A 20184-nucleotide genomic window follows, 5' to 3' on the forward strand; every position below is an offset into this window, starting at 1 on the left:
TGGATATTTTCTCTTTGATTTTTCTAGCGACCGAACATCAGGTAAAACGCGATCTACAAGATCGCCGTGCCTTCGTTCAGGTAGTACTGCAGTACCGGGTTATTAATATCTTCGGGATTATCCAGGGCCCAGGAGTTAGCCACGATGCCCTGGCTGATCAGGTGGATCACCGCCGACTCCATCGCCGATAACATGGCAAGCTGGGCCGGTTCGTTGGTAGTGGTGCCCACTTCTATCTCCAGCAGACGCTTGAACTTCACGTAACGGAATACATCCGCACTAATGGCCTTTGAGTACACCGTCTTCGAAGTCAGCACCGAGTGAAGGACGCGGCCGGAACGAATGTCGACGGCGCGCAGGTTTACAGTCACCTGGTCTACCCGGTACTGCTCGTCGGCGCCGATACCGAAATAGCGGATACCGGCACCACCGGTACGGATATTGGTGTCATAAGCGACGATGCCGCCTTCGAGCAGAATATTGGCGGCTACCAGAGAGGGCAGCACCAGATTGTTTTCCGGCGCGTTCGGTTTGGCCAGTGCCGCACGTACAATCTTGCGCTCTGTCAGCAGGTTCTGAAGGCCCTCGCGCTCTAGCGGAATGAACCATCCGGATTCGTTCAGCACATTCATCAGCATCGATGCAGCGCCCTGGGTAACCGCGGTAGAGAAGCTACTGGAGGGGGCGGGTTTGTACTGACCGGTTTGGTCACGGAAATTGTATACCGCCGCGAGAATTTTCCCCCGCGGTTGAGGTAAGCCAAGCAGGTCACGGAAGGTGTTCTTACGCGGTGTCAGCTTCGCATCCTGAATGCCAGGTCCAAACAGGGCCTCGCCCGTTTGCTTCACCAGAACACAGCCACTCAAGGCGAGCACAAACGAAAGGGCGGCGACGAGTCTGAAACCTCTAGTAAACATCACGCTTGTCTCCAATATTATTCGCGATTATTCGGATTGCGGATCAGTCCAGGATGCATCTAGTTGGCGCTGATAGCTTTTTCCTATTTGTGATTGACGTCAGTAGGTTGGTTTATTCGTTCGTTAAACGGGGTATCAATTTGTCGGGTTTAACCCGCTCACTACAATTTCACTTTTGTCACCGGTGGATCGGTCGGTAATCAGTACCGTCAACACACCATCGTTATCCACAATCTGAACGATGAAGTCGTCGGTGATCAACTCTCCGCTATTGCCATCGCCGACATCGGTAAGCAATTGATTGAGCAGGCGCGTTTCCAGTGAGTCGGTAAAGCGGTCCAGTGCGCTGGGTTGCTGGTACAGGTCTGCCGGGCTATCCGGATCGTCGTGATCATCCTGGGATTGGGCATTCTGTAGCAGAAAGGTGCCGTTCAGTGGGTTGCCACCGAAGTTCGGGTTAGTCGGTTCATAGATCAATTCGGTAGCAAGTGCGCTGCCGCCCACTGCGATGCCCGCGATGAATGTCAGTTGACGCATTATTTTGATTTTCATCAGAGTTCGTCCTTGCCTAAATCAAAGTGATCGGTAAAGGCCGCCCGTACCTTTTCCTGTAATACCATTTCGTGAATCATCTGCGACGCTTCTTCTGCCAGCTGGCGGATATTGTTTGTACTGGGGCTGATAAAGCGCCGAAATACGGTTTTGTTGTTGTAGGTGATCCAAATCAGGTTGCCCCAGCGCGCGGAAGGGCGCTCCTGAATCGTGAGGTTGTAGTCGCTGTCTGGATAATTCAGGTTGCGGTACTCACTCATAAACCTTGCGAAATCATGCCCTGTGCGGGTAATTGTCTGGTCGATATTGAATCCGCTGATCTCGTCTTCGATGGCCGCGCTATCTTCTGCCACAACCTGGTCTTCCAGGGTGCCGTTATCCTCCTGAGAAATGGCAGGCAGCGGCGTCATTAGCAAAATGCAAAGCGCGACAGTGGTTCTCATATTCGTTCAACTTGCAGGTGCAATTTTGCCCAGTTGCTTGCCTGTAGCCGGTTCTTCACACCAATCTTGCGAAAGATGTTGTACATATGGTTTTTTACCGTGTGCTCACTCAAGTGCAGGCGCGAGGCAATGATACTGTTGGGCTCTCCGGTAGTGAGTTGAGCCAGGATCTCTTGCTCCCGTTTGGTTAACAGCAGCCTCGATCGTGAGTCGGAGTCATTTTGAAGTTGGGAACTCTGGATGCTGGCGGCCAGTTTGCTCACCAGTTCCTGTTGTCCGGTACGGTGATCACAGAGGAAAACAAACTTGCGCTCTTCCAGCGGTGTGGTGACGTGGGCAGGCAAATCATCGGGAAGGTTGATAAGTAGGACGCGCGAGTGTTCCAAACCCTTTAAATAGTGAAACTCTGTCCCGGGGATGGGTTGGGAGGCAAGGCCAAAACAATTTACGACGATTACATCGTAGTTTTGCAGGCAGTGCTTCTGCTTTCCAAATTCCGATTTTTCCCAGTTAAATGGCAGTGACTCTGAAATGAGAGAGAACAGCAAGTCCCCATGAAGGCCGGCATCGCTCAAAAAGAGAATCGGCATAGATGACCCCATAATTAACTCAAGGAGTCTCAGGAATATGAGCATGTGGGAAGGGATGCCTGGGGCGTTAAATCAGGCAAAAAATGCGTCTTCCTAAATTCCTCGCCGATGCGTCTTAATTTACTGCGCGTTGTGGTGCGAGCCCACTTCTTCGTGCCGGGAGGAAAATATGCCAATCCACTTAGGTGGAAAATCTCAATCCCTGAGAAATTTGTATGGAGTGTAGACGGATTTCCCGGAAAGTCGGCGCAATCCGATGACAGAAGCTGGATTATTTATCTTCGCTGTGCACTTCATCGATGTGTCAACCCGAGTATTCCCAAGTACCTATAGTTTTTAGGGAATATTTTTTGTGGGGGCGGTTTTGGTGAAATTTATTTTTTTAAAAATGTGGAGTTTTTTATGTGGCTGGCGATGATCTCTGTGTCACGGGATGGTTTTGGCTCCGGTTTCAGGTCGCCTGCTGGGCACTGAATATGTTTAGTGCGCCATCGGTTTGATGCTCACATGAAATTCACGGCGTTAATCTGTCGTCTGTGCGCTCTGGGCCTGATTCTGTGTGCGTGTGAAAAGCCGAAGGATGTCGTGCTGGGGACACTGGAGTGGGATCGTATCGCGCTGCCCGCACCACTGGCAGAAAAAATCGTCCAGGTTCATGTGCGCGAGGGGCAGCGAGTGGAGGCGGGGCAGCTACTGCTGGTGCTCGATCCTTCGACGACCCTGGCGCAATTGCGCGCATTGGAAGCGAGTGTGGCGCGCCAGCAAGCCGCGCTCGTGGAGCTGCGTGTCGGCCCCCGGGTAGAAGAAATTGAACGCGCCAGAGCCGATCTCTTCGCCGCGCGGGCGGACCTGGTAGACCGGGAAGCGGATTACCGGCGCCTGGTGGCGCTGGGCAAAAACAATTACGTCTCCCAGGCGGATATCGATGGCGCACTGGCGGCAACGCAAAATGCGCGGGCACAGGTGCGCTCCACACAAGAGCAGCTACTGGAACTGGAGCGCGGTAATCGGGTGGAAGACATAGAACAGGGAGAGGCCGCCCTCGCCGAAGCGCGGTCACAGGCGCGAGCCCAGCGCGTATTACTGGAGAAGCTCAACGTCCGCGCACCCCGTGCCGGTCTTGTGGATAGTATTCCCTTCAAGCTGGGGGATGAGGCTCCAATTGGCGGCTCACTGGTAGTGATGTTGGTTGGCGATACACCTTATGCCAGGGTTTACGTTCCGCAGTCACTGCGTCGCGATGTCGCCGTCGGTCGCCAGGCGCGCATCGTGCTGGATGAGAGTACGGCTTCAGCGAAGACCGACAAAGCCCTAAAACCTGTGGCGTATCCGGGGCGGGTGCGGGTGGTACGCGATGAGCCATCGTTCACGCCTTACTACGCATTGACCGGCAGCGATGCCGCCCGCCTCAGTTATGTCGCCGAGGTGCAGTTCGCGCCGGGGGAGGGGGTCGACCGCTTGCCTGCCGGGCTGCCGTTGCGAGTGGAATTTCAACCGGGATTTGACCCCGCTGCACCCGCACGCCAGCCCAGCGTATTGCCCGGGTTCGACCGGCTGGATTCCTCCACTACACATTCGCCAGGCCCCCTCGAGGAGTACGACAGCCGGCAAATACCCGATGCGTTGAAGTCCACTATCCAACCGCAAGAGCCTGCCGATGTCGGAAAGTGATGTCGCCATTCGCGCACGCGGACTCACTAAAACCTTCGGCTCTCTGGTGGCAGTGGATCATGTGGACCTCACGGCACCGCGGCAGCAAATATACGGTTTTCTTGGCCCCAACGGTTCTGGCAAGTCCACCAGTATTCGCATGTTGTGTGGCCTGCTGACGCCATCGGCGGGGGAAATCGAAGTGCTCGGGCTGAAGATTCCCGCTCAGGCCGAAGTACTGCGCCAGCGTATCGGCTATATGACACAGCAGTTTTCCCTGTTTTCCGATCTGACGGTGCGCGAGAACCTGGAGTTCCTCGCGGCGGTACAAAATGTGCCGACCAATAAGGCCCGCGCCCGTATTGACGATCTGCTTGAGGAGTACCATTTCGAAGGGCGCAGCGGGCAGTTGGCGGGGACCATGAGCGGCGGCCAGAAGCAGCGCCTGGCACTGGCAGGGGCGGTGATTCACGAACCGGAGTTGTTATTTCTGGATGAGCCGACCAGTGCGGTGGACCCGGAATCCCGGCGCGACTTTTGGGAAAAGCTGTTCGAACTGACCGACGCCGGCACCACCATTCTGGTTTCCACCCACTACATGGATGAAGCGGAGCGCTGTCATCGTTTGGCGATCCTGAATCGCGGTCGTCTCGTGGCCGACGGTACGCCGGGTGAATTGACCGGCGCACTGAAAGGCCGAACATTACTGGTGGAATCCGCGAATCAGCGACAGGCACGGGAATGCCTGCTGAAAGTACCCGGCGTAATCAGCGCCGCGCAGATTGGCAATAGCTTGCGCATTCTCACGGATGGTGAGGGGGAAGTGTCTGCGGTGCAGCAGCAGTTGCAGCAGGCTCTGAACAGCGCGGAGCCCGGTGCCCGCATCACGCCAATTGCCGCGAGCCTGGAAGATGTTTTTGTATCGGCCACCCATCGCGAGACTGGTGATAAAGCCACGTTAGATACCGCGGAGCCTCTTCGTTGAACTGGCGGCGCCTCTACGCGGTGTTGATCAAGGAGTTTCGTCAGATGCGACGAGATCGCATGACGCTGGCGATGATTGTTGGTATCCCCATCATGCAACTCGCGCTATTCGGTTACGCCATTAACCTCAACCTGCGTAACCTGCCGGCGGCGATCGCCGATCAATCCAAAACCAGTGCATCCCGTCAGTTTGTGATGGACATGATTGCTACGGAAGTCATTGAACCGGTCACGCCAGCACAAACCCCGGATCAGCTGATGGGCATGTTGCGCCGTGGGGAGATCAGCGTCGGGGTGGTGATCCCCTATGACTACGAACGCCGTTTGGCGCTCGGGCAGGAGGCGGTTCAGATACTGGTGGATGGCAGTGATACGGTGGTACAAAGTGCGGCTCAGCAGTTGGCGCAGATCCCGGTGGGTGAGCCGCCACCCGAGACCGACATCGCGTTGCCGAACCGGCAATCGACAGTCCCCTTGCCGGATGGCCCCATCAGCATTGTGGCCTTCTACAATCCGCAGCGCGTTTCCGCGATCAATATCGTTCCCGGCCTGATCGGCATTATTTTGACCATGACGATGGTGATGTTTACCTCGGTGGCGATCGTGCGCGAGCGCGAGCGGGGCAATATGGAGTTGCTGATTGCCACGCCCATCAGCCGTGCGGAATTGATGATCGGCAAGGTATTGCCCTATGGGCTGATTGGGCTGGTGCAAACCAGCCTGATCCTGTTGCTGGGGGTAGTGCTGTTCAGCGTGCCCATTCGCGGTAGCCTGTTGGATGTGTACATCGCCGCGTTACTCCTCATTCTGGCGAACCTGGCCATGGGGCTGCTGATCTCCACGCGCGCACAGTCCCAGTTTCAGGCCATGCAGATGACGTTCTTTGTCTTTCTGCCATCCATCCTGCTGTCCGGGTTTATGTTCCCTTTCGATGGTATGCCCAAGGCCGCGCAGTGGCTTGCGGAGATATTGCCGCTTACCCACTTTCTGCGCCTGATTCGCGGCATTATGTTGCGGGGCGCCGACATTCTGGAGCTGTGGCCGGATCTGGTCGCGTTGCTGGTGTTTGTGGTGGTGATGATGACCCTCGCCATTCTCCGCTTCCGCAAACGACTTGATTGATGACCCTGTTGCTCGGCTGATACCTGTTTCATGCCCGCCTCATACCGGCACACCACATTTTGGCGTATAAAACTTCTTCGTGGATGCTTCACGTCTCTGCCTCGGCGGATTAATCGCGCATATTCGCCTTTTGCCGCATTTGTGGCGTGGTGCACGAGAATCCTTTCGCGGCACTTGATAGCATGGGGTGTTACCCCGGCCCAAATTGAATAAAGCGAAGTTATCCATCAGGACTTAAACCAGGACTTAAACAGCAGTACTTAGGTCTGTGCATCCAACAAGCATTGCTGCCAGTCAGCAGGGAGGACGTTGTACCATGGCCGAGATATTCCAAAGTTTGCCGCCGTGGATGTGGTTTGTCATCGCACTGGTAGCGCTGTTTCTGGCGCGCAGACCGGCCCACCAGGGCATCTACGCATTGGCGCGTTTTTTTCACCAGTCCCTGCGGCTTGGGGCCAATGCCGTTGCGGCAGCGGAGGCACGCCTGCAACTGCGCAATCGTGAGGTTCTACTGGCCGCGGGACGCGAGGCAACCGAGCGGCAGCTTGAGCGGGACTTCGACCGCATTGAAGCGGCGATGAAAAAAGATCTCGCCCAGTATCCATCCCTGCACCGGCGTTTGTGCGAGCAGCTCACCACCATCGACGAAGATTATGTGCGCAGCGCCGAGGTCCCTCCCGAACCCACCAACTGGGCCAAAGCCATCAAGGCGGTTGCCGAAATTCCTTCCAAACACGACGGTGTGGTTGGCGATGTGCTGGAGACGATCCATGGTTCCATGCGCAAGGCGGAAGGCCGCGCGCTGGAAGCCTATCGGGAGTCTGCGCGTGAACGGCACCTGTTACTAAAGCGCATGATGCCGGGCTGGCGCGGCATTCTCACCAGTCTCGGTGATATGCACAAAACTGTGACCACGGTGCAGCAGCGCTCCAAAGCCATCGACGGACACATGGCGCGCTATGAGGAAATTCTGCAGGGCAGCGACCGCGCCCTGCGCATCCTGTCTTCCTCCTCACTGATTCAGTTTTTCATCGCGACACTGGTGCTGGCGATGGTCGCCGGCGGTGTCCTGGTGAACTTTCACCTGATTGCTCGCCCGATGGTAGAAATAGTCGGCAGCGCCAGTTCCCTTGGTGCCTTCAAGCTGGCCGATATTTCTGCGCTGGTGATTATCTTTATGCAGATCTCACTGGGGGTCCTGATTATGGAGAGCCTGCGGATTACCCGTATGTTCCCTGCGGTCGGTGCACTCGCCGACAAATTGCGCAATCGAATAAAGTCGGCGGCGCTTATCCTGCTGGTGCTTTTCGCCACCATGGAGTCGGGGCTCGCGTATATGCGGGATATCTTGTTACAACAGGATCTCGCGCAGAGTGCAGCGCCAGCCGGCGGCGATGTGGTGGGAAGCTCGGTGCACTGGATCACCGTGGCCGTGCAAATGGGGATGGGTTTTTTCTTGCCCTTTGCACTCGCGTTTATGGCGATTCCTCTGGAGCGATTCGTGCTGTCTTTGCGCACGGTGGTCGGCGTGGTTTCCACGTTTACCCTGCGCCTTGTGTCGATGACGCTGCGGCTGACCGGCGCGGCGGTTACCGGTTTAGGCGGCATGCTGGTGCGGGTTTACGACATTGTGATTTTCTTCCCGCTCTGGCTGGAAGCCCTGTTGTTGCGTTGGCGCGAACAGCGCGCTGCGCGCCTGGCTGCGAACCTGACTGCGAGTGAATTGTCCGAAAATGCTTAAACGCCTGTTGTTACTACTGGTTCTGGCTGCTTTGCTGTTTCTTGGCTGGCGGTTTCTGGCCGCACGCCCTGCGCCAGATACCGGTTTGCAGTTTCCCAGTTACCAGCAGGAGGGGTTCCGCCGACCGCTGGTGATTGCCCATGCGGACGATTCCGGCAAGGGGCTGTTCCCGGGCAATACGGCGATTTTCCTCGAGCAGATGGTCGCTCTGAAGGTCGACGTGCTGGAGATGGATGTACACCTGACGGCAGACGGTGCACTGGTGCTGATGCACGATGACACCGTGGACCGGACCACGGATGGACAGGGCGCGATTCGCGATAAGACCCTGGCGCAACTGCGCCAGTTGAACGTGGCTTATAACTGGACCAAGGATGGCAGTAGCTATCCCTACCGGGAGAACCCCCAAAGCATCCTTACGGTGGATCAGGTATTCAAGGCTTACCCGCGCTACCCGATGATTGTTGAGCTGAAAACACCGCAGGGGGAAGCCGCGCGTTTGCTGTGTCAAAAGCTGCAATCTTTCCAGAAAAGTAATTTGGTGATTGTTTCCTCCTTTCACCAGGAGGCGATAGACGCATTTCGCCGCGACTGTCCGCAGGTGGCCACTGGCGCAGGGGCTGACGAAGTGAAAGCCTTTGTCGCGACGAGTCAACTGCGCCTCTTTCGCCTGTTGAGTCCCCGCTATCAGGCACTGCATATTCCGGTGCGTTATTCTGGTATCACCCTGGTGGATCGTAGTAGTGTGCAGCAAGCACAGATCCGAGGCGTTCGTGTCGACGTATGGACCGTCAACGACGAGCCTGAAATGCGCCGTCTCATCGCACTGGGGGTGGATGGGATCATGACCGACAGGCCGGATCGTCTACAAAAAATAATTGAAGAACTACAGGAATTTGAGGAGATGAATCAATGAAGAAAGCGTTTTTGGTGAAACTGGCCGCGCTCGGTTTAAGCTTGAGTGCGGCCATGTCCGCGCAGGCGCAGCGCGACTTTTCCAAGGTGGAAATCAAATCCGAACCTGTAGCTGAAAACCTGTATATGCTGACCGGCCTCGGCGGCAATATCGGACTGTTCGTGGGGGAAGACGGTGCGTTTATGGTGGACGATCAGTTCGCCCCGCTGAGTGAAAAAATACTCGCGGAGGTGGCGAAGCTCACCGATAAACCCCTGCGCTTTGTGATCAACACCCACTGGCATGGCGACCACACCGGTGGTAACGAAAATATGGGCAAGGCGGGTGCGCTGATTGTTGCGCATGAGAATGTGCGCAAGCGCATGAGTACCGAACAGTTCACCAAGCTGTGGGACCGCACCACCCCGCCGGCCCCAGCGGATGCGCTACCGGTCATTACCTTCACCGACGCCACCACTTTCTACTGGAACGGCGATGAAGTCCGTGTACAACATGTGGGCCCGGCACACACCGATGGCGATTCGATTATCCATTTCAAAAATGCCAACGCGATCCATATGGGCGATACCTTTTTCAATGGTAGCTACCCCTATATCGATATTTCTGCGGGCGGTGTGTTGGACGGCGTGATCGAGAATGCGCGCAAGGTGATCGAAATGTCCGATGACAACACGCGCATTATTCCCGGCCATGGACCGCTCACGGATAAGAAAGGGCTGCAGAGCTACCATGACTTGCTGGTGAAATTGAAAGGTAACATCAAGGCGCTGGTGGACAAGGGCATGAGCAAAGAAGAAGTCATTGCGGCAAACCCCACCAAGGAGTTTGATGAAAAGTACGGCCAGGGCTTTATGAAGCCCGATGTGTGGACCGGAATTGTCTACGACTCGATTAAGCAGCAGTAATCGGGCTGCAGAAAAGGGTGATAAAAAAGGGCCAGGAATCGTAGATTCCTGGCCCTTTTTTTGTCTAGTCTTTTGTTTAGCCTGCCGGCTGGATTGATGGTGTCTCGGCTGGTGCTATAGACGCGGTATCGCTATTCGGTCGCTTGACCCGATACCATGCGGCGTAAAGCGCTGGTAAGAACAGCAGTGTCAGTGCCGTCGCCACGATGAGCCCGCCCATAATCGCAACCGCCATGGGACCAAAGAAGTCGCTGCGCGAAAGCGGAATCATCGCCAGCACCGCGGTCAGTCCGGTGAGCACGATTGGGCGGAAGCGGCGTACGGTGGACTCAACAATCGCGTCCCATACGGAGAGCCCCTGGCCTTTGTCCTGTTCGATCTGGTCCACCAGAATCACCGAGTTACGCATGATCATCCCTGCCAGCGCGATGGTGCCGAGCATCGCCACAAAGCCAAATGGTTTGTTAAACAGCAGCAGGAACAGGGTGACGCCAATAATGCCCAGCGGTGCGGTAAGGAATACCATTGTTGAGAGTGAGAAGCTGCGCAGCTGCAGCATCAGCAGGGTGAACACAACGAATACAAACAACGGCATTCCGGCATTCACCGATTTCTGACCCTGTGCGGATTCTTCTACGCTACCGCCGATTTCCAGCAGGTATCCTGCGGGCAGCGCGTCGCGCAAGTGCTGCAACTGTGGCCAGAGTTCGGCGACGACCGAGGCCGGTTGTTGGGTGCCGTAGATATCTGCGCGCACGGTAACGGTGGGCAGGCGGTCGCGACGCCAGATGATGCCTTCCTCAAAGCCATAATTCAGTGTGGCAATTTGATTTAGCGGCAGCGAGTTACCGGTGTTGGTTTGCACCGCCAGGTTACCCAGCTGTGCCAGTGCCTGTCGCTCGCGCTCTTCACCGCGTACCGCCACGGTGATCAATTCATTGTCTTCACGATACTGCCCCACCGCAGTACCTGACAGCGAGCCTTGTAGCGCCTGTGACAGTGATGAACTGCTGACACCCATCTGCCGTGCGCGGGCCTGGTCCACCGCCAGGTTGACCACCTTGCTCGGCTCTTCCCAATCCAGGTGCACATTGGTGACCGCTTCATTACCGCGCACCACGTTGGCGACTTCGCGGGCAATACGCCGCGCTTCACCAATATGCTCGCCTGATACCCGGAACTGAACCGGATAGCCTACCGGCGGGCCGTTTTCCAGACGCGAAACGCGGGTGCGCACTTCAGCGAACTGTTCACTCAACGTGGCAATCAGCCAGGCACGGACCTGCTCGCGCTCGTCAACACTGCGGGTGAGCACCACAAACTGCGCAAAGCTGGCAGCGGGCAGCTGTTGGTCCAGAGGCAGGTAAAACCTTGGCGACCCGGTACCTACATAAGCGACATAGTTTTCGATCTGCGGGTGCTGAGACAGTAACTCTTCCAAACGCAGCGCCTGTTCTTCGGTGGCATAGAGGGATGCTCCCTCATTCAGTTTCAGGTCAACGATCAGTTCCAAGCGTGCGGATGAAGGGAAAAACTGCTGCGGTACAAAACGGAACAGAAACATCGCGCCGAAGAAAATCAGTGCGGTGAGTAGCAGTACGGTTTTGCGATAGTACAGGCACCAGTTGAGAATTCGGCGAAAACGCTGATAAAACGGCTTGTTGTATGGATCAGCGTGACCGCTTCCGCCATGGCCGCCGCGCTCTGGCAGCAGGCGGTTCCCCAAGTAGGGAACAAAAATCACCGCGGCAACCCACGAAGCCAGCAGCGACAGGGTAACGACTTGGAAGATGGAGCGCGTGTATTCACCGGTGCCCGATTGCGCGGTGGCAATGGGCAGGAAGCCGGCCGCAGTAATCAGGGTGCCGGTCAGCATCGGGAACGCGGTTGTAGTCCACGCGTAGCCGGCGGCCTTGATACGGCTCAGCCCCTGTTCCATTTTAATCGCCATCATTTCTACGGCGATGATGGCATCATCCACCATCAGGCCAAGGCCGAGTACCAGCGCGCCGAGAGAAATCTTGTGCAGCCCGATACCGAAGTAGTTCATCAGTGCGAAAGTCATTGCCAGCACCAGCGGGATCGACAGCGCCACCACAAGCCCTGTACGGAAGCCCAGTGAGAAAAAGCTCACCAGCATCACGATCACCAGTGCTTCAATTAGCACTTTGACGAACTCGCCCACACCACTTTTCACCGCTGCCGGCTGGTCAGATACTTTCCTGAGCTCAAGCCCGAGGGGCAGGTCTTGTTGCAGCTCAATCACCGCGGCATCCAGGTGCTCGCCAAGCTGCAAAATATCGCCGCCTTCCTTCATTGAAACGGCAATGCCAATAGCGTCCTCTCCCATAAAGCGCATACGGGGTTGGGGTGGATCACTGAAGCCACGCTGTACTTTGGCGATATCACCCAGAGTCAGGGTGTGGCCGTTGGCGTAAATAGGGAACTGACGAATTTCCTCGACGCTGCGAAATTGCCCGCTGATTCGGATCCGCACACGGTCGCTGACCGCTTCCACAATACCTGCATCGGCCATCTGGTTTTGCGCCTGCAATACCGCCTGCACCTGAGAGAGGGAAATACCCAGTGATGCCAGTTTGGTATTGGAGATTTCTACCCAGATTTTTTCGTCCTGCAGTCCCAGCAGTTCGACCTTGCCGACATTGTCGATACGCTGCAGCGCCAGCTGCAAACGGTCGGCATAGTCTTTCATCAATGCATAATCGAAGCCTGCGCCGGTAAGTGCGTAGATGTTGCCGAAGGTGGTGCCGAACTCATCGTTGAAAAAGGGCCCCTGAATATCCGGTGGCAGGGTGTGGCGAATGTCACCCACCTTTTTCCGTACCTGATACCAGAGCTCCGGGATCTTGTCCGAGTGCAGGCTTTCCCGGGCGACAAACATCACCTGGGATTGCCCTGGGCGTGAGAAGGACGTGATGCGCTCGAAGTCCCCGGTCTCCATCAATTTCTTCTCGATGCGCTCGGTAACTTGGCGGGATACTTCCTCTGCACTGGCTCCCGGCCACTGGGTATTGACCACCATCACCTTGAAGGTAAACGGCGGGTCTTCACTTTGGCCGAGCTGGGTATAAGAGATGGTACCGATCACCCCGAGGATGATCATGGCGTAGAGCACCAGTGGCCGGTTATTGAGAGCCCACTCGGAAAGGTTGAATCGCATCTTAGGGTTTCCGGTCGTCCGCTACGGCGGAGGGTTAGCAGGGAATAAGGTTGCTTGCGCAAGCGGCTATTGCTGGTGGGCGATACGGTTATCCGCCTCGATAGGGCGGTTCTGTCGGTCGACAGGACGCACTCGCTGCCCCTCGCGTACCAGCTGAGTACCTGCGGCAAGGATCCAGTCCTGCGGGCTGAGCGTGGAAATAACTTCGGCATCTTCGTGGCCGTAGTTGGCAATGGTGACGGCCACCTTGTGCAGGGTGAAATGCTCCGGATCCATACGCCATACGTAGGGATCGGCGCCCTCCGCGGTAATTGCGGACATGGGCAGGCGCTGCGTCGGGCGTGCGCTGCTGGTGCGCGCGTAAACCCGCGCGCTCTGGCCGAGCTTGGGGGCAGGCTGATTTACCGCGCTGTCGGCGACCGGGACTAAAGTGACGCGTGCTTCGAAGGTGCGCAGCCCCGCTTCGGCGGCGGGGGACAGCTCGCGTACCGTGCCATTAATCGGCGCGCCGGGCGCTGACCACAACTCGATGGAGACGGGCTGACCAACCGCAAAGCGCGTTACCTCGTGCTCTGGCAAATCGATGCGCACCTCGCGCTCACCGTCTGCGGCCAGCACAAATACCGTTTGTCCGGCACTCACCACCTGTCCGGCATCGACACTGCGACGGGTGATTACGCCATCGCTGGGGGCCTTGAGCACCGCGTAGGCGGCCTGGTTTGCTGCCACCTGCAGCTGGGCACGGGCGCGTTCCAGCTGCGCAACACTGCTGTCGTGTCGGGTACTGACCGCATCGAACTGCGATTCACCAATGAGTTTGCGCTCCAGCAGGTCGCGATAGCGCTCGAGCTCGTTACTGGCGTTGCGGTTTTCGGTTTGCGCGGCCTGCAATTGCGCTTTGGCCGCATCCCGCTGCAGGTTCAAGTCCTGGGCGTCGAGCTCGGCGAGGGGCTGGCCCTGCTTTACCCGCTGCCCGGTTTCTACCAGTCGGCGGGTGACCGCTCCACCCACGCGAAACGCCAGTGCAGACTCATGCCGGGCGTGGACTTCTCCGGGGTAGACGGCCAGCTGGCTGCCGGACGCCTTAGGGTTTACCACGATCGCCGGGCGCGGCGGTGTGGCCTCGCCGCTTTCTGGCGTGGAGCAGGCGACCAGTATCAGCGAGCCCAGCAACAGGCTGGAGAGTTTGAGTGCGTGGCCCAGATGGCCCAGATGATTTCGGTATCCTGGGTGTGCAAAAGCGCGTCGCATGAGTACCTCATTCCTTGTGAATCACTGGGCGCACTAGTGACGGACAGTGGGGATCAAGGCGGATACTGGTACAGTTGTCTGCCACGTCACATCGGCGCCCATTGCTACCTATTAATATGTAGGAGCCTTTGATTTGAGCTTGAGAGGCCAAGTCTGTAGTAAACTGGCCTTTAATGAACTGAAGAGTATAGTAAGTATATTAAACTCGTGAGTCCACTAATTCGGTGGAGGCGAGCGCGTACTTCAACCTGAATGACCGATCCGGTTGCTCGATTGGCTGGAAGTGTGTGAGAACGACGGCGATGAACCAGAACCATGAGTGAACAGAATCTATCCAACACTAAAGACGCACCGGTCAGTCGCGGTCGCCCCAAGGATCCAGCCAAGCGGCTGGCGATCCTGAATGCGGCCAAGGACCTGTTTCTTGCCCTCGGCTTTACCGGCACCAGCATGGATGCCGTGGCGGCGAAGGCGGGTGTATCCAAGTTGACGGTGTACAGCCACTTCTCCGATAAGGAAACGCTGTTCTGTGCGGCGATAGAGGCCAAGTGCGGCAGTCAGATGCCGGAGGAGATGTTTACCCTGGACGCGGGCGCACCGCTGTCAGATAGGTTGCAGGCGATTGGCGAAGCGTTCCTGGATATGCTCTACCACGATGATTCACTGCAGCTTATGCGCCTGATCAGTGCGGTGGGGGCTCAGGACCAGACCATGGCCAACCTGTTCTACGAAGCGGGCCCAGTGCGCACACGCAGTGAGATGATTCGTTTCCTTGACCGGGCGGTGGACCTGGGGCTGATGCAGGTGCCGGACCCGGAGCGGGCATCGGAAGTGTTTTTTGGCATGTTGCAGGGCGGCTGCACCCATATCCAGATCATCATTGGTTGTGCCGAGCCGCCGTCGCGTGAGGAAATCGCCCAGCATGTGACGGAAGTCGTGCGCGTGTTTATGCGTGCCTATCAGTCGGCATAAGCAGTCTGCATAAGCAGTCCGTATCAGCAACCGGCAGAGACCAGAATGTAAAAAGCCCGCGAGAAAAACTCGCGGGCTTTTTTGTTGCTGCCTGTGGGATCAGGAGCGAATTTTGTAGCCGGTGCGGAAAATCCACCAGATTCCGGCCAGACAGGCGAACAGGAAAAACAGGGTCATCCCCAGGCTTATCCCCACATTGACATCGGACACTCCGTAGAACGCCCAGCGGAAACCGCTGATCAGGTACACCACGGGGTTAAACAGGGTTACCTTCTGCCAGAACTCCGGCAGCATATTGATGGAGTAAAAGGCTCCGCCCAAAAATGTCAGGGGAGTGATGACCATCAACGGGATAACTTGCAACTTCTGGAAGTCGTCGGCCCAAATGCCGATGATAAAACCGAACATGCTGAAGGTAACTGCGGTGAGGACCAGAAAGCCAAACATCCAGAACGGGTGAGCGATTTCATAGTCCACAAAAAAGCGCGCGGTGATCAAAATCAGGATGCCGATGACTACAGACTTGGTTGCCGCGGCACCCACATAGCCGGCAACAATTTCAAACGCGGACACCGGTGCCGACAGCACTTCATAGATGGTGCCGGAAAACTTCGGGAAAAAGATACCGAAGGAGGCGTTGGAAATACTCTCCGATAGCAGCGAGAGCATAATCAGCCCGGGAATAATAAATGCCCCGTAGCTGACGCCCTCGATTTCCCCCAGGCGACTGCCGATGGCCGTGCCGAACACGATAAAGTACAGGCAGGTGGAAATTACCGGCCAGGCGATACTCTGCATCAAGGTGCGGCCGGTACGGGCCATTTCGAACTGGTAGATGGCGCGGATGCCATAAATATTCACGATGTTACTTCCTCTTTCACCCAGCGGCTTTTACCCGGCTTTTTGGCGTTCATCCTGGTTCTGATGCACTAGGCTGACGAAAATTTCTTCCAGCGAGCTTTCACTGGAGTGCAGGTCCTTGAACTCCATCCCCTGTTGGTTCAAAGCGCGCAGCAGGGTGGCGATCCCGGTGTGCTCACGCTGCGTATCGAAGGTGTAAATCAGTTGATTACCTTCATCGGCGATATCCAGTTCAAACTCTTTTAGTTCTTCTGGCAGTTCGCTGATCGGGTTTTGCAGGTGGATGGTCAGTTGTTTCTTGCCGAGCTTTTGCATCAGCTCGTGCTTCTCTTCCACCAGCACCAGTTCGCCATGATTGATCACGCCGATACGGTCTGCCATTTCTTCGGCTTCTTCGATGTAGTGGGTCGTCAGTATGATGGTTACACCACTCTCGCGCAGGCCGCGCACCATTTCCCACATATCGCGACGCAATTCCACATCCACGCCGGCGGTTGGTTCGTCGAGGAACAAGATGGAGGGTTCGTGGGATAGTGCCTTGGCGATCATCACGCGGCGTTTCATGCCGCCGGACAGCGCCATGATTCTACTGTCCTTCTTATCCCACAAAGACAGTTGGCGCAGTATCTTTTCGATATGTTGTGGGTTTGGCGCCTTGCCAAACAGGCCGCGACTAAAGCTGACGGTATTCCACACGCTTTCGAAGGAGTCGGTGGAAAGCTCTTGGGGTACCAGGCCGATCTTGCTGCGCGCCGCGCGGAATTCCCGCTGGATATCGTAGCCGTCGGCGGTGACCCGCCCACTGGTTGGATTGACGATGCCGCAGATGATACTGATCAGCGTGGTTTTGCCGGCGCCATTGGGGCCGAGCAAAGCAAAGATTTCTCCGGAATTAATGTCGAGATCGACAGACTTGAGTGCGGTAAAACCACCGGCGTAGGTTTTACCCACACCGGCGATGGAAATGATGGGTTGCACGCTTCCCCCTTTGGAATGACTGGCAGTGCAGAATGCAGCCGCCCCAAGATGCTGCATAGGAAAGGGCGGGAGGCAATAATTACTGCTGGAAGATTTTGTTGTAGAAGTTTACGGCACCTTCGTAGGCGTCGTTGGCGGCTGCTTCATCGTATTTCAGCGGGATGCCAAATTTTTCACCGCGCGCGGTAGCCGCCGGGTTGGTGAAGCCGTGTTGCACACCGGGGTAGCTGGTTACGTCGAAGCGCACGCCGGCGGTTTGCATTTCCTGTACGAAATTGGCCACGTGCTCGGCGGGGATCATGGCGTCGTCGCCGCCGGTATAGACCTGCAGTTCGGCAGTGATGTCACCGGCTTTTACTTTGATATCGCTTTCCAGCGCACCGTGGAAGCTGACAACGCCTTTGAGTGGCAGGCCGAGGCGGGCCATGGTGAGGGCAACGGCGCCACCGAAGCAGTAACCCTGGGCGGCGACCTGGCCTGCTTGCACAGTTGGGTGGGCGTTGATGAGGTCGAGGGCGGCCTGGAAGCGTTTCAGTGGTGCGCCTTCGGTTTCGATGGTTTTGGTCATCAGGGCGCCGGCGTCGCTGGGGTTGTCGGCGCTTACGCCGGTGCCGTACATGTCGAGGGCAAAGGCGGTGAACCCTTCGGCGGCGAGGCGTTCGGCTTCTTCGCGGGTGAAGTCATTCATGCCCCACCATTCGTGCAACAGGAGGATAGCGGGGCGCTCACCTTCAATGCTGTCGTCGTAGGCCAGGTAGCCGGTAAAGGACTCGTCGTCGATATAGTATTCGATTGCTTCGGTATGCATTGCGTCCTCCCTGAGGAATGCTTGGTCTTGGAAATAGTGAGCCAAGGTTAGTTGGATAGGGGAGGGGGCGCAATGGGTCGAAGTAGCTTGGTGCTTATGTGGCGGCAAAGCGCCGGGTGTGAATTTTCAGGACCGCTGTGAACCCATCCCTGGGCGCTTCGGCGCAAACATCCTGTTTGCGACGATCCTGAAAATTCACACCCGGCGCTTTACCTTAGCGATTCGCTTTTGTTGTTACTTATTGGGCTGTCGGTATTTCGGATCTTTCGGTGGGATGATATCGCCGTCTTCATCCAGCTCCGGAAATGGCAAGTTGTGTTTCTCGCAGTACTTCACCATTTTCGGGTGCATCCAGCGGAACAGAATATCTTTAATGGCCGGATCTTCTTCATCCAGCACCTTATCCTCATACATGCCGGCTTTTTGGCGCTGATGCATCGCCTCTTGCAGAATGATCGCAGCGGCCACACTCACGTTGTAACTCTCGACCATACCGATAATCGGAATGGTGACATGGTCGTCGGCATGCTCTGCGGCGTAATCGCTCAGGCCGTGTTTTTCGGCTCCCATGATCAGTGCAAAGGGTTTGGTGTAGTCGGCTGCGCGAAAGTCGATGGCGCGGTCGGACCAGTGGGCGGCGTAGAGGTGCATGCCGCGATTTTTGAGTTCGACTATGCCGGATTCGATATCGGGGTAGACGGCATTGCCGGTGAAGCGGCCACTGCCACCGGCTGTGTTGTGATATAGCAGGTGGCCGTAGCTGGGTTGCACCATGTGGATTTCGGGGATACCGACAGCGTCGGCGGTGCGCAGCATGGCGGAGATGTTCTGGCCCTTGTGCACCTGATCGGTGAGCAGGGTCATGTCGTGCTGGCGCTGGCGGAGCACCTGTTTAAATTTCTCGTAGCGGCTGCGGCTCATGGTACTTCTTGTGGAGTTGTTTTAGACGGAGAGCATTTCAGGCCGCGGAGTATAGCACTGGCACCGTGGGTCTATTTTAGCGGCGCGTTGAACGGTTCTATGGTGACCCAGTCGCCGGTCTCACAATCACCTCCTTCACGGGGCAGCACCACAAAACAGTTGGCGCCGGCGAAGCCAGAGAGAATGTGGCTACCCTGAATGCCCCGGGTTTCCACCACCTGGATACCGTCGCCATCGCAATAGGTAAAGCCGCGTTGGTAGTCGGTGCGGCCGGGGCGCTTGCGGATGTTGTTGAGTAGGCGTGCGCGCGTCTGCAGTGGTGGGTGACGGTGTTCTGCGGAAGTACCGCGCAGTTTTTCCAGCGCCGGTACTACTAGCTGATCCAGCGTGACGATCGCAGAAACGGGGTTGCCGGGTAGGCCGAAGAATAGGGTTTCGCCCTGATCCTTGGGCAGGCGACCGAAGGCGAAGGGTTTGCCTGGTTTGATGGCGAGTTTCCAGAAGCCGATTTCGCCGAGTTCCTGTAATACGGTTTTGGTGAAGTCGGCTTCGCCCACGGATACGCCGCCGCTGGTAATCACGAAGTCGGCGTTGTCCCGGGCCTCGACAAATGCCTCGCGGATTTTTTCCGGTTGGTCTGGCCAGCAGCCGAGGTCGAGAATCTCGACACCCAGTTGTTCCAGTGCGGCGTGCAGGGCGATACGGTTGCTATCGTAAATGTCGCCGTCGCCGAGTTCAGATACCGGGGTGCCGATGGGCTTGAGTTCATCGCCGATGGAAAGCAGGGCGGCTTTCAGTTTGCGGTGTACGGTGATTTCCGCCACGCCGGTGCCGGCGAGCAGGGCGATGTGAGGCACTTTAATTTTTGCGCCCACCGGTACCAGACTTTGGCCGGTGTGGACGTCTTCACCTCGGCGGCGAATGTTTTCGCCGGGCCTGGCGGGGCGGCTCATGGTGAGTTGGTCGGCTTCGACGCTGCAATTTTCTTGCATCTGTACGCGATCGGCGCCTTCAGGTACCGCAGCGCCGGTGGTGATGCGGGTGGCTTGGCCGGGTTCGAGTGTACCGTCGAAGGGGTGCCCGGCGAGGCTTTTGCCGATCAGGATATAACTATGGTGGTCTCCGCACAGGGCGTAGCCGTCCATGGCGGAGTTGTCGCAAGGGGGTAGGTCTAGCGCTGCCAGTACCGGTTCGGCCAGTACCCGGCCACATGCCTGGACGAGGGGGATTGTCTCTGTTGCGGTAATGGGCTGGATGCTATCGATCAGCATCTGTTTGGCGGTTTCTACGGAACGCAGACCATCTTGTGCACAGACATCGGACATGAAGCTCGCCTTTTCTTTGTCGACTTGAGTTGCAAGATAGCTTTGTAAGGGCTGTTGGTTCAAGTGT

The 20184-nt window shown here is 56.8% G+C and carries 18 protein-coding genes; 7 read left to right on the forward strand and 11 right to left on the reverse strand.

Annotation, left to right across the window (positions count from 1 at the left end; genetic code table 11):
• Positions 1-53 precede the first annotated feature (53 nt).
• The 4 genes from KUV22_RS08170 to KUV22_RS08185 all read right to left on the reverse strand — a co-directional run bounded on the left by KUV22_RS08170 (position 54) and on the right by KUV22_RS08185 (position 2547).
• The gene (locus KUV22_RS08170; protein ID WP_222230443.1) at positions 54-917 is read right to left on the reverse strand and encodes a CsgG/HfaB family protein; all 864 of its coding nucleotides are present in this window, start codon (positions 915-917) and stop codon (positions 54-56) included.
• 135 nt (positions 918-1052) lie between these two features.
• Positions 1053-1469 carry a curli assembly protein CsgF gene (locus KUV22_RS08175; protein ID WP_222230036.1) on the reverse strand — a complete coding sequence of 139 codons (417 nt, stop codon included), beginning with the start codon at positions 1467-1469 and terminating at the stop codon, positions 1053-1055.
• Positions 1469-1879: a curli production assembly/transport protein CsgE gene (locus KUV22_RS08180; protein ID WP_222230037.1), complete on the reverse strand. Its 411-nt coding sequence runs from the start codon at positions 1877-1879 to the stop codon at positions 1469-1471. Before KUV22_RS08180 ends, KUV22_RS08175 begins: the two co-directional genes overlap by 1 nt.
• A 29-nt stretch (positions 1880-1908) precedes the next feature.
• Positions 1909-2547 carry a helix-turn-helix transcriptional regulator gene (locus tag KUV22_RS08185; RefSeq protein WP_261319268.1) on the reverse strand — a complete coding sequence of 213 codons (639 nt, stop codon included), beginning with the start codon at positions 2545-2547 and terminating at the stop codon, positions 1909-1911.
• A 462-nt stretch (positions 2548-3009) separates the two neighbouring features.
• On the opposite strand from KUV22_RS08185, the gene KUV22_RS08190 reads away from it, so the two are divergent.
• The 6 genes from KUV22_RS08190 to KUV22_RS08215 all read left to right on the forward strand — a co-directional run bounded on the left by KUV22_RS08190 (position 3010) and on the right by KUV22_RS08215 (position 9820).
• Positions 3010-4173, forward strand: a complete 1164-nt coding sequence (locus KUV22_RS08190; protein WP_261319269.1) for an HlyD family secretion protein — start codon at positions 3010-3012, stop codon at positions 4171-4173.
• Positions 4160-5137 carry an ABC transporter ATP-binding protein gene (locus tag KUV22_RS08195; protein ID WP_222230038.1) on the forward strand — a complete coding sequence of 326 codons (978 nt, stop codon included), beginning with the start codon at positions 4160-4162 and terminating at the stop codon, positions 5135-5137. Before KUV22_RS08190 ends, KUV22_RS08195 begins: the two co-directional genes overlap by 14 nt.
• Positions 5134-6258, forward strand: a complete 1125-nt coding sequence (locus tag KUV22_RS08200) for an ABC transporter permease (protein ID WP_222230039.1) — start codon at positions 5134-5136, stop codon at positions 6256-6258. The genes KUV22_RS08195 and KUV22_RS08200 overlap by 4 nt, the downstream gene beginning before the upstream one ends.
• Before the next feature lie 316 nt (positions 6259-6574).
• Entirely contained in the window at positions 6575-7999 is a 1425-nt protein-coding gene (locus KUV22_RS08205) for a hypothetical protein (RefSeq protein ID WP_222230040.1), read from the forward strand.
• On the forward strand, positions 7992-8915 hold the full coding sequence (locus tag KUV22_RS08210) for a glycerophosphodiester phosphodiesterase (protein WP_222230042.1): 924 nt from the start codon (positions 7992-7994) through the stop codon (positions 8913-8915). The genes KUV22_RS08205 and KUV22_RS08210 overlap by 8 nt, the downstream gene beginning before the upstream one ends.
• Positions 8912-9820, forward strand: a complete 909-nt coding sequence (locus tag KUV22_RS08215; RefSeq protein WP_222230043.1) for an MBL fold metallo-hydrolase — start codon at positions 8912-8914, stop codon at positions 9818-9820. Before KUV22_RS08210 ends, KUV22_RS08215 begins: the two co-directional genes overlap by 4 nt.
• Before the next feature lie 76 nt (positions 9821-9896).
• On the opposite strand, the gene KUV22_RS08220 is transcribed toward KUV22_RS08215, so the two are convergent.
• Complete coding sequence (locus KUV22_RS08220; protein ID WP_222230045.1) at positions 9897-13001, reverse strand: efflux RND transporter permease subunit; 3105 nt, start codon at positions 12999-13001, stop codon at positions 9897-9899.
• Between the two features lie 66 nt (positions 13002-13067).
• Entirely contained in the window at positions 13068-14252 is a 1185-nt protein-coding gene (locus KUV22_RS08225) for an efflux RND transporter periplasmic adaptor subunit (protein ID WP_222230047.1), read from the reverse strand.
• 315 nt (positions 14253-14567) lie between these two features.
• On the opposite strand from KUV22_RS08225, the gene KUV22_RS08230 reads away from it, so the two are divergent.
• A complete protein-coding gene (locus KUV22_RS08230; RefSeq protein ID WP_222230049.1) occupies positions 14568-15224 on the forward strand; it encodes a TetR/AcrR family transcriptional regulator in 657 nt (218 codons plus the stop codon).
• 99 nt (positions 15225-15323) lie between these two features.
• On the opposite strand, the gene KUV22_RS08235 is transcribed toward KUV22_RS08230, so the two are convergent.
• The 5 genes from KUV22_RS08235 to moeA form a co-directional block, all read right to left on the reverse strand.
• Entirely contained in the window at positions 15324-16085 is a 762-nt protein-coding gene (locus KUV22_RS08235; RefSeq protein ID WP_222230051.1) for an ABC transporter permease, read from the reverse strand.
• Positions 16086-16115: 30 nt separating this feature from the next.
• A complete protein-coding gene (locus KUV22_RS08240; protein ID WP_222230053.1) occupies positions 16116-17063 on the reverse strand; it encodes an ABC transporter ATP-binding protein in 948 nt (315 codons plus the stop codon).
• A gap of 79 nt (positions 17064-17142) precedes the next feature.
• A complete protein-coding gene (locus tag KUV22_RS08245) occupies positions 17143-17871 on the reverse strand; it encodes a dienelactone hydrolase family protein (RefSeq protein WP_222230055.1) in 729 nt (242 codons plus the stop codon).
• Between the two features lie 234 nt (positions 17872-18105).
• Complete coding sequence (gene trmH / locus KUV22_RS08250) at positions 18106-18792, reverse strand: tRNA (guanosine(18)-2'-O)-methyltransferase TrmH (protein ID WP_222230057.1); 687 nt, start codon at positions 18790-18792, stop codon at positions 18106-18108.
• Positions 18793-18863: 71 nt separating this feature from the next.
• Positions 18864-20117 carry a molybdopterin molybdotransferase MoeA gene (gene moeA / locus KUV22_RS08255; RefSeq protein WP_222230059.1) on the reverse strand — a complete coding sequence of 418 codons (1254 nt, stop codon included), beginning with the start codon at positions 20115-20117 and terminating at the stop codon, positions 18864-18866.
• Positions 20118-20184: the final 67 nt, after the last annotated feature.

It is taken from the genome of Microbulbifer agarilyticus (assembly GCF_019800665.1).
GTDB lineage: Bacteria > Pseudomonadota > Gammaproteobacteria > Pseudomonadales > Cellvibrionaceae > Microbulbifer > Microbulbifer agarilyticus_C.

Bases quoted from the DNA above. Each gene is read 5' to 3' on its own strand.
- KUV22_RS08170 (WP_222230443.1), bottom strand. From the start codon at position 917: ATGTTTACTAGAGGTTTCAGACTCGTCGCCGCCCTTTCGTTTGTGCTC.
- KUV22_RS08175 (WP_222230036.1), bottom strand. From the start codon at position 1,469: ATGAAAATCAAAATAATGCGTCAACTGACATTCATCGCGGGCATCGCA.
- KUV22_RS08180 (WP_222230037.1), bottom strand. From the start codon at position 1,879: ATGACGCCGCTGCCTGCCATTTCTCAGGAGGATAACGGCACCCTGGAA.
- KUV22_RS08185 (WP_261319268.1), bottom strand. From the start codon at position 2,547: ATGCTCATATTCCTGAGACTCCTTGAGTTAATTATGGGGTCATCTATG.
- KUV22_RS08190 (WP_261319269.1), top strand. From the start codon at position 3,010: ATGAAATTCACGGCGTTAATCTGTCGTCTGTGCGCTCTGGGCCTGATT.
- KUV22_RS08195 (WP_222230038.1), top strand. From the start codon at position 4,160: ATGTCGGAAAGTGATGTCGCCATTCGCGCACGCGGACTCACTAAAACC.
- KUV22_RS08205 (WP_222230040.1), top strand. From the start codon at position 6,575: ATGGCCGAGATATTCCAAAGTTTGCCGCCGTGGATGTGGTTTGTCATC.
- KUV22_RS08210 (WP_222230042.1), top strand. From the start codon at position 7,992: ATGCTTAAACGCCTGTTGTTACTACTGGTTCTGGCTGCTTTGCTGTTT.
- KUV22_RS08215 (WP_222230043.1), top strand. From the start codon at position 8,912: ATGAAGAAAGCGTTTTTGGTGAAACTGGCCGCGCTCGGTTTAAGCTTG.
- KUV22_RS08220 (WP_222230045.1), bottom strand. From the start codon at position 13,001: ATGCGATTCAACCTTTCCGAGTGGGCTCTCAATAACCGGCCACTGGTG.
- KUV22_RS08225 (WP_222230047.1), bottom strand. From the start codon at position 14,252: ATGCGACGCGCTTTTGCACACCCAGGATACCGAAATCATCTGGGCCAT.
- KUV22_RS08230 (WP_222230049.1), top strand. From the start codon at position 14,568: ATGAGTGAACAGAATCTATCCAACACTAAAGACGCACCGGTCAGTCGC.
- KUV22_RS08245 (WP_222230055.1), bottom strand. From the start codon at position 17,871: ATGCATACCGAAGCAATCGAATACTATATCGACGACGAGTCCTTTACC.
- trmH (WP_222230057.1), bottom strand. From the start codon at position 18,792: ATGAGCCGCAGCCGCTACGAGAAATTTAAACAGGTGCTCCGCCAGCGC.
- moeA (WP_222230059.1), bottom strand. From the start codon at position 20,117: ATGTCCGATGTCTGTGCACAAGATGGTCTGCGTTCCGTAGAAACCGCC.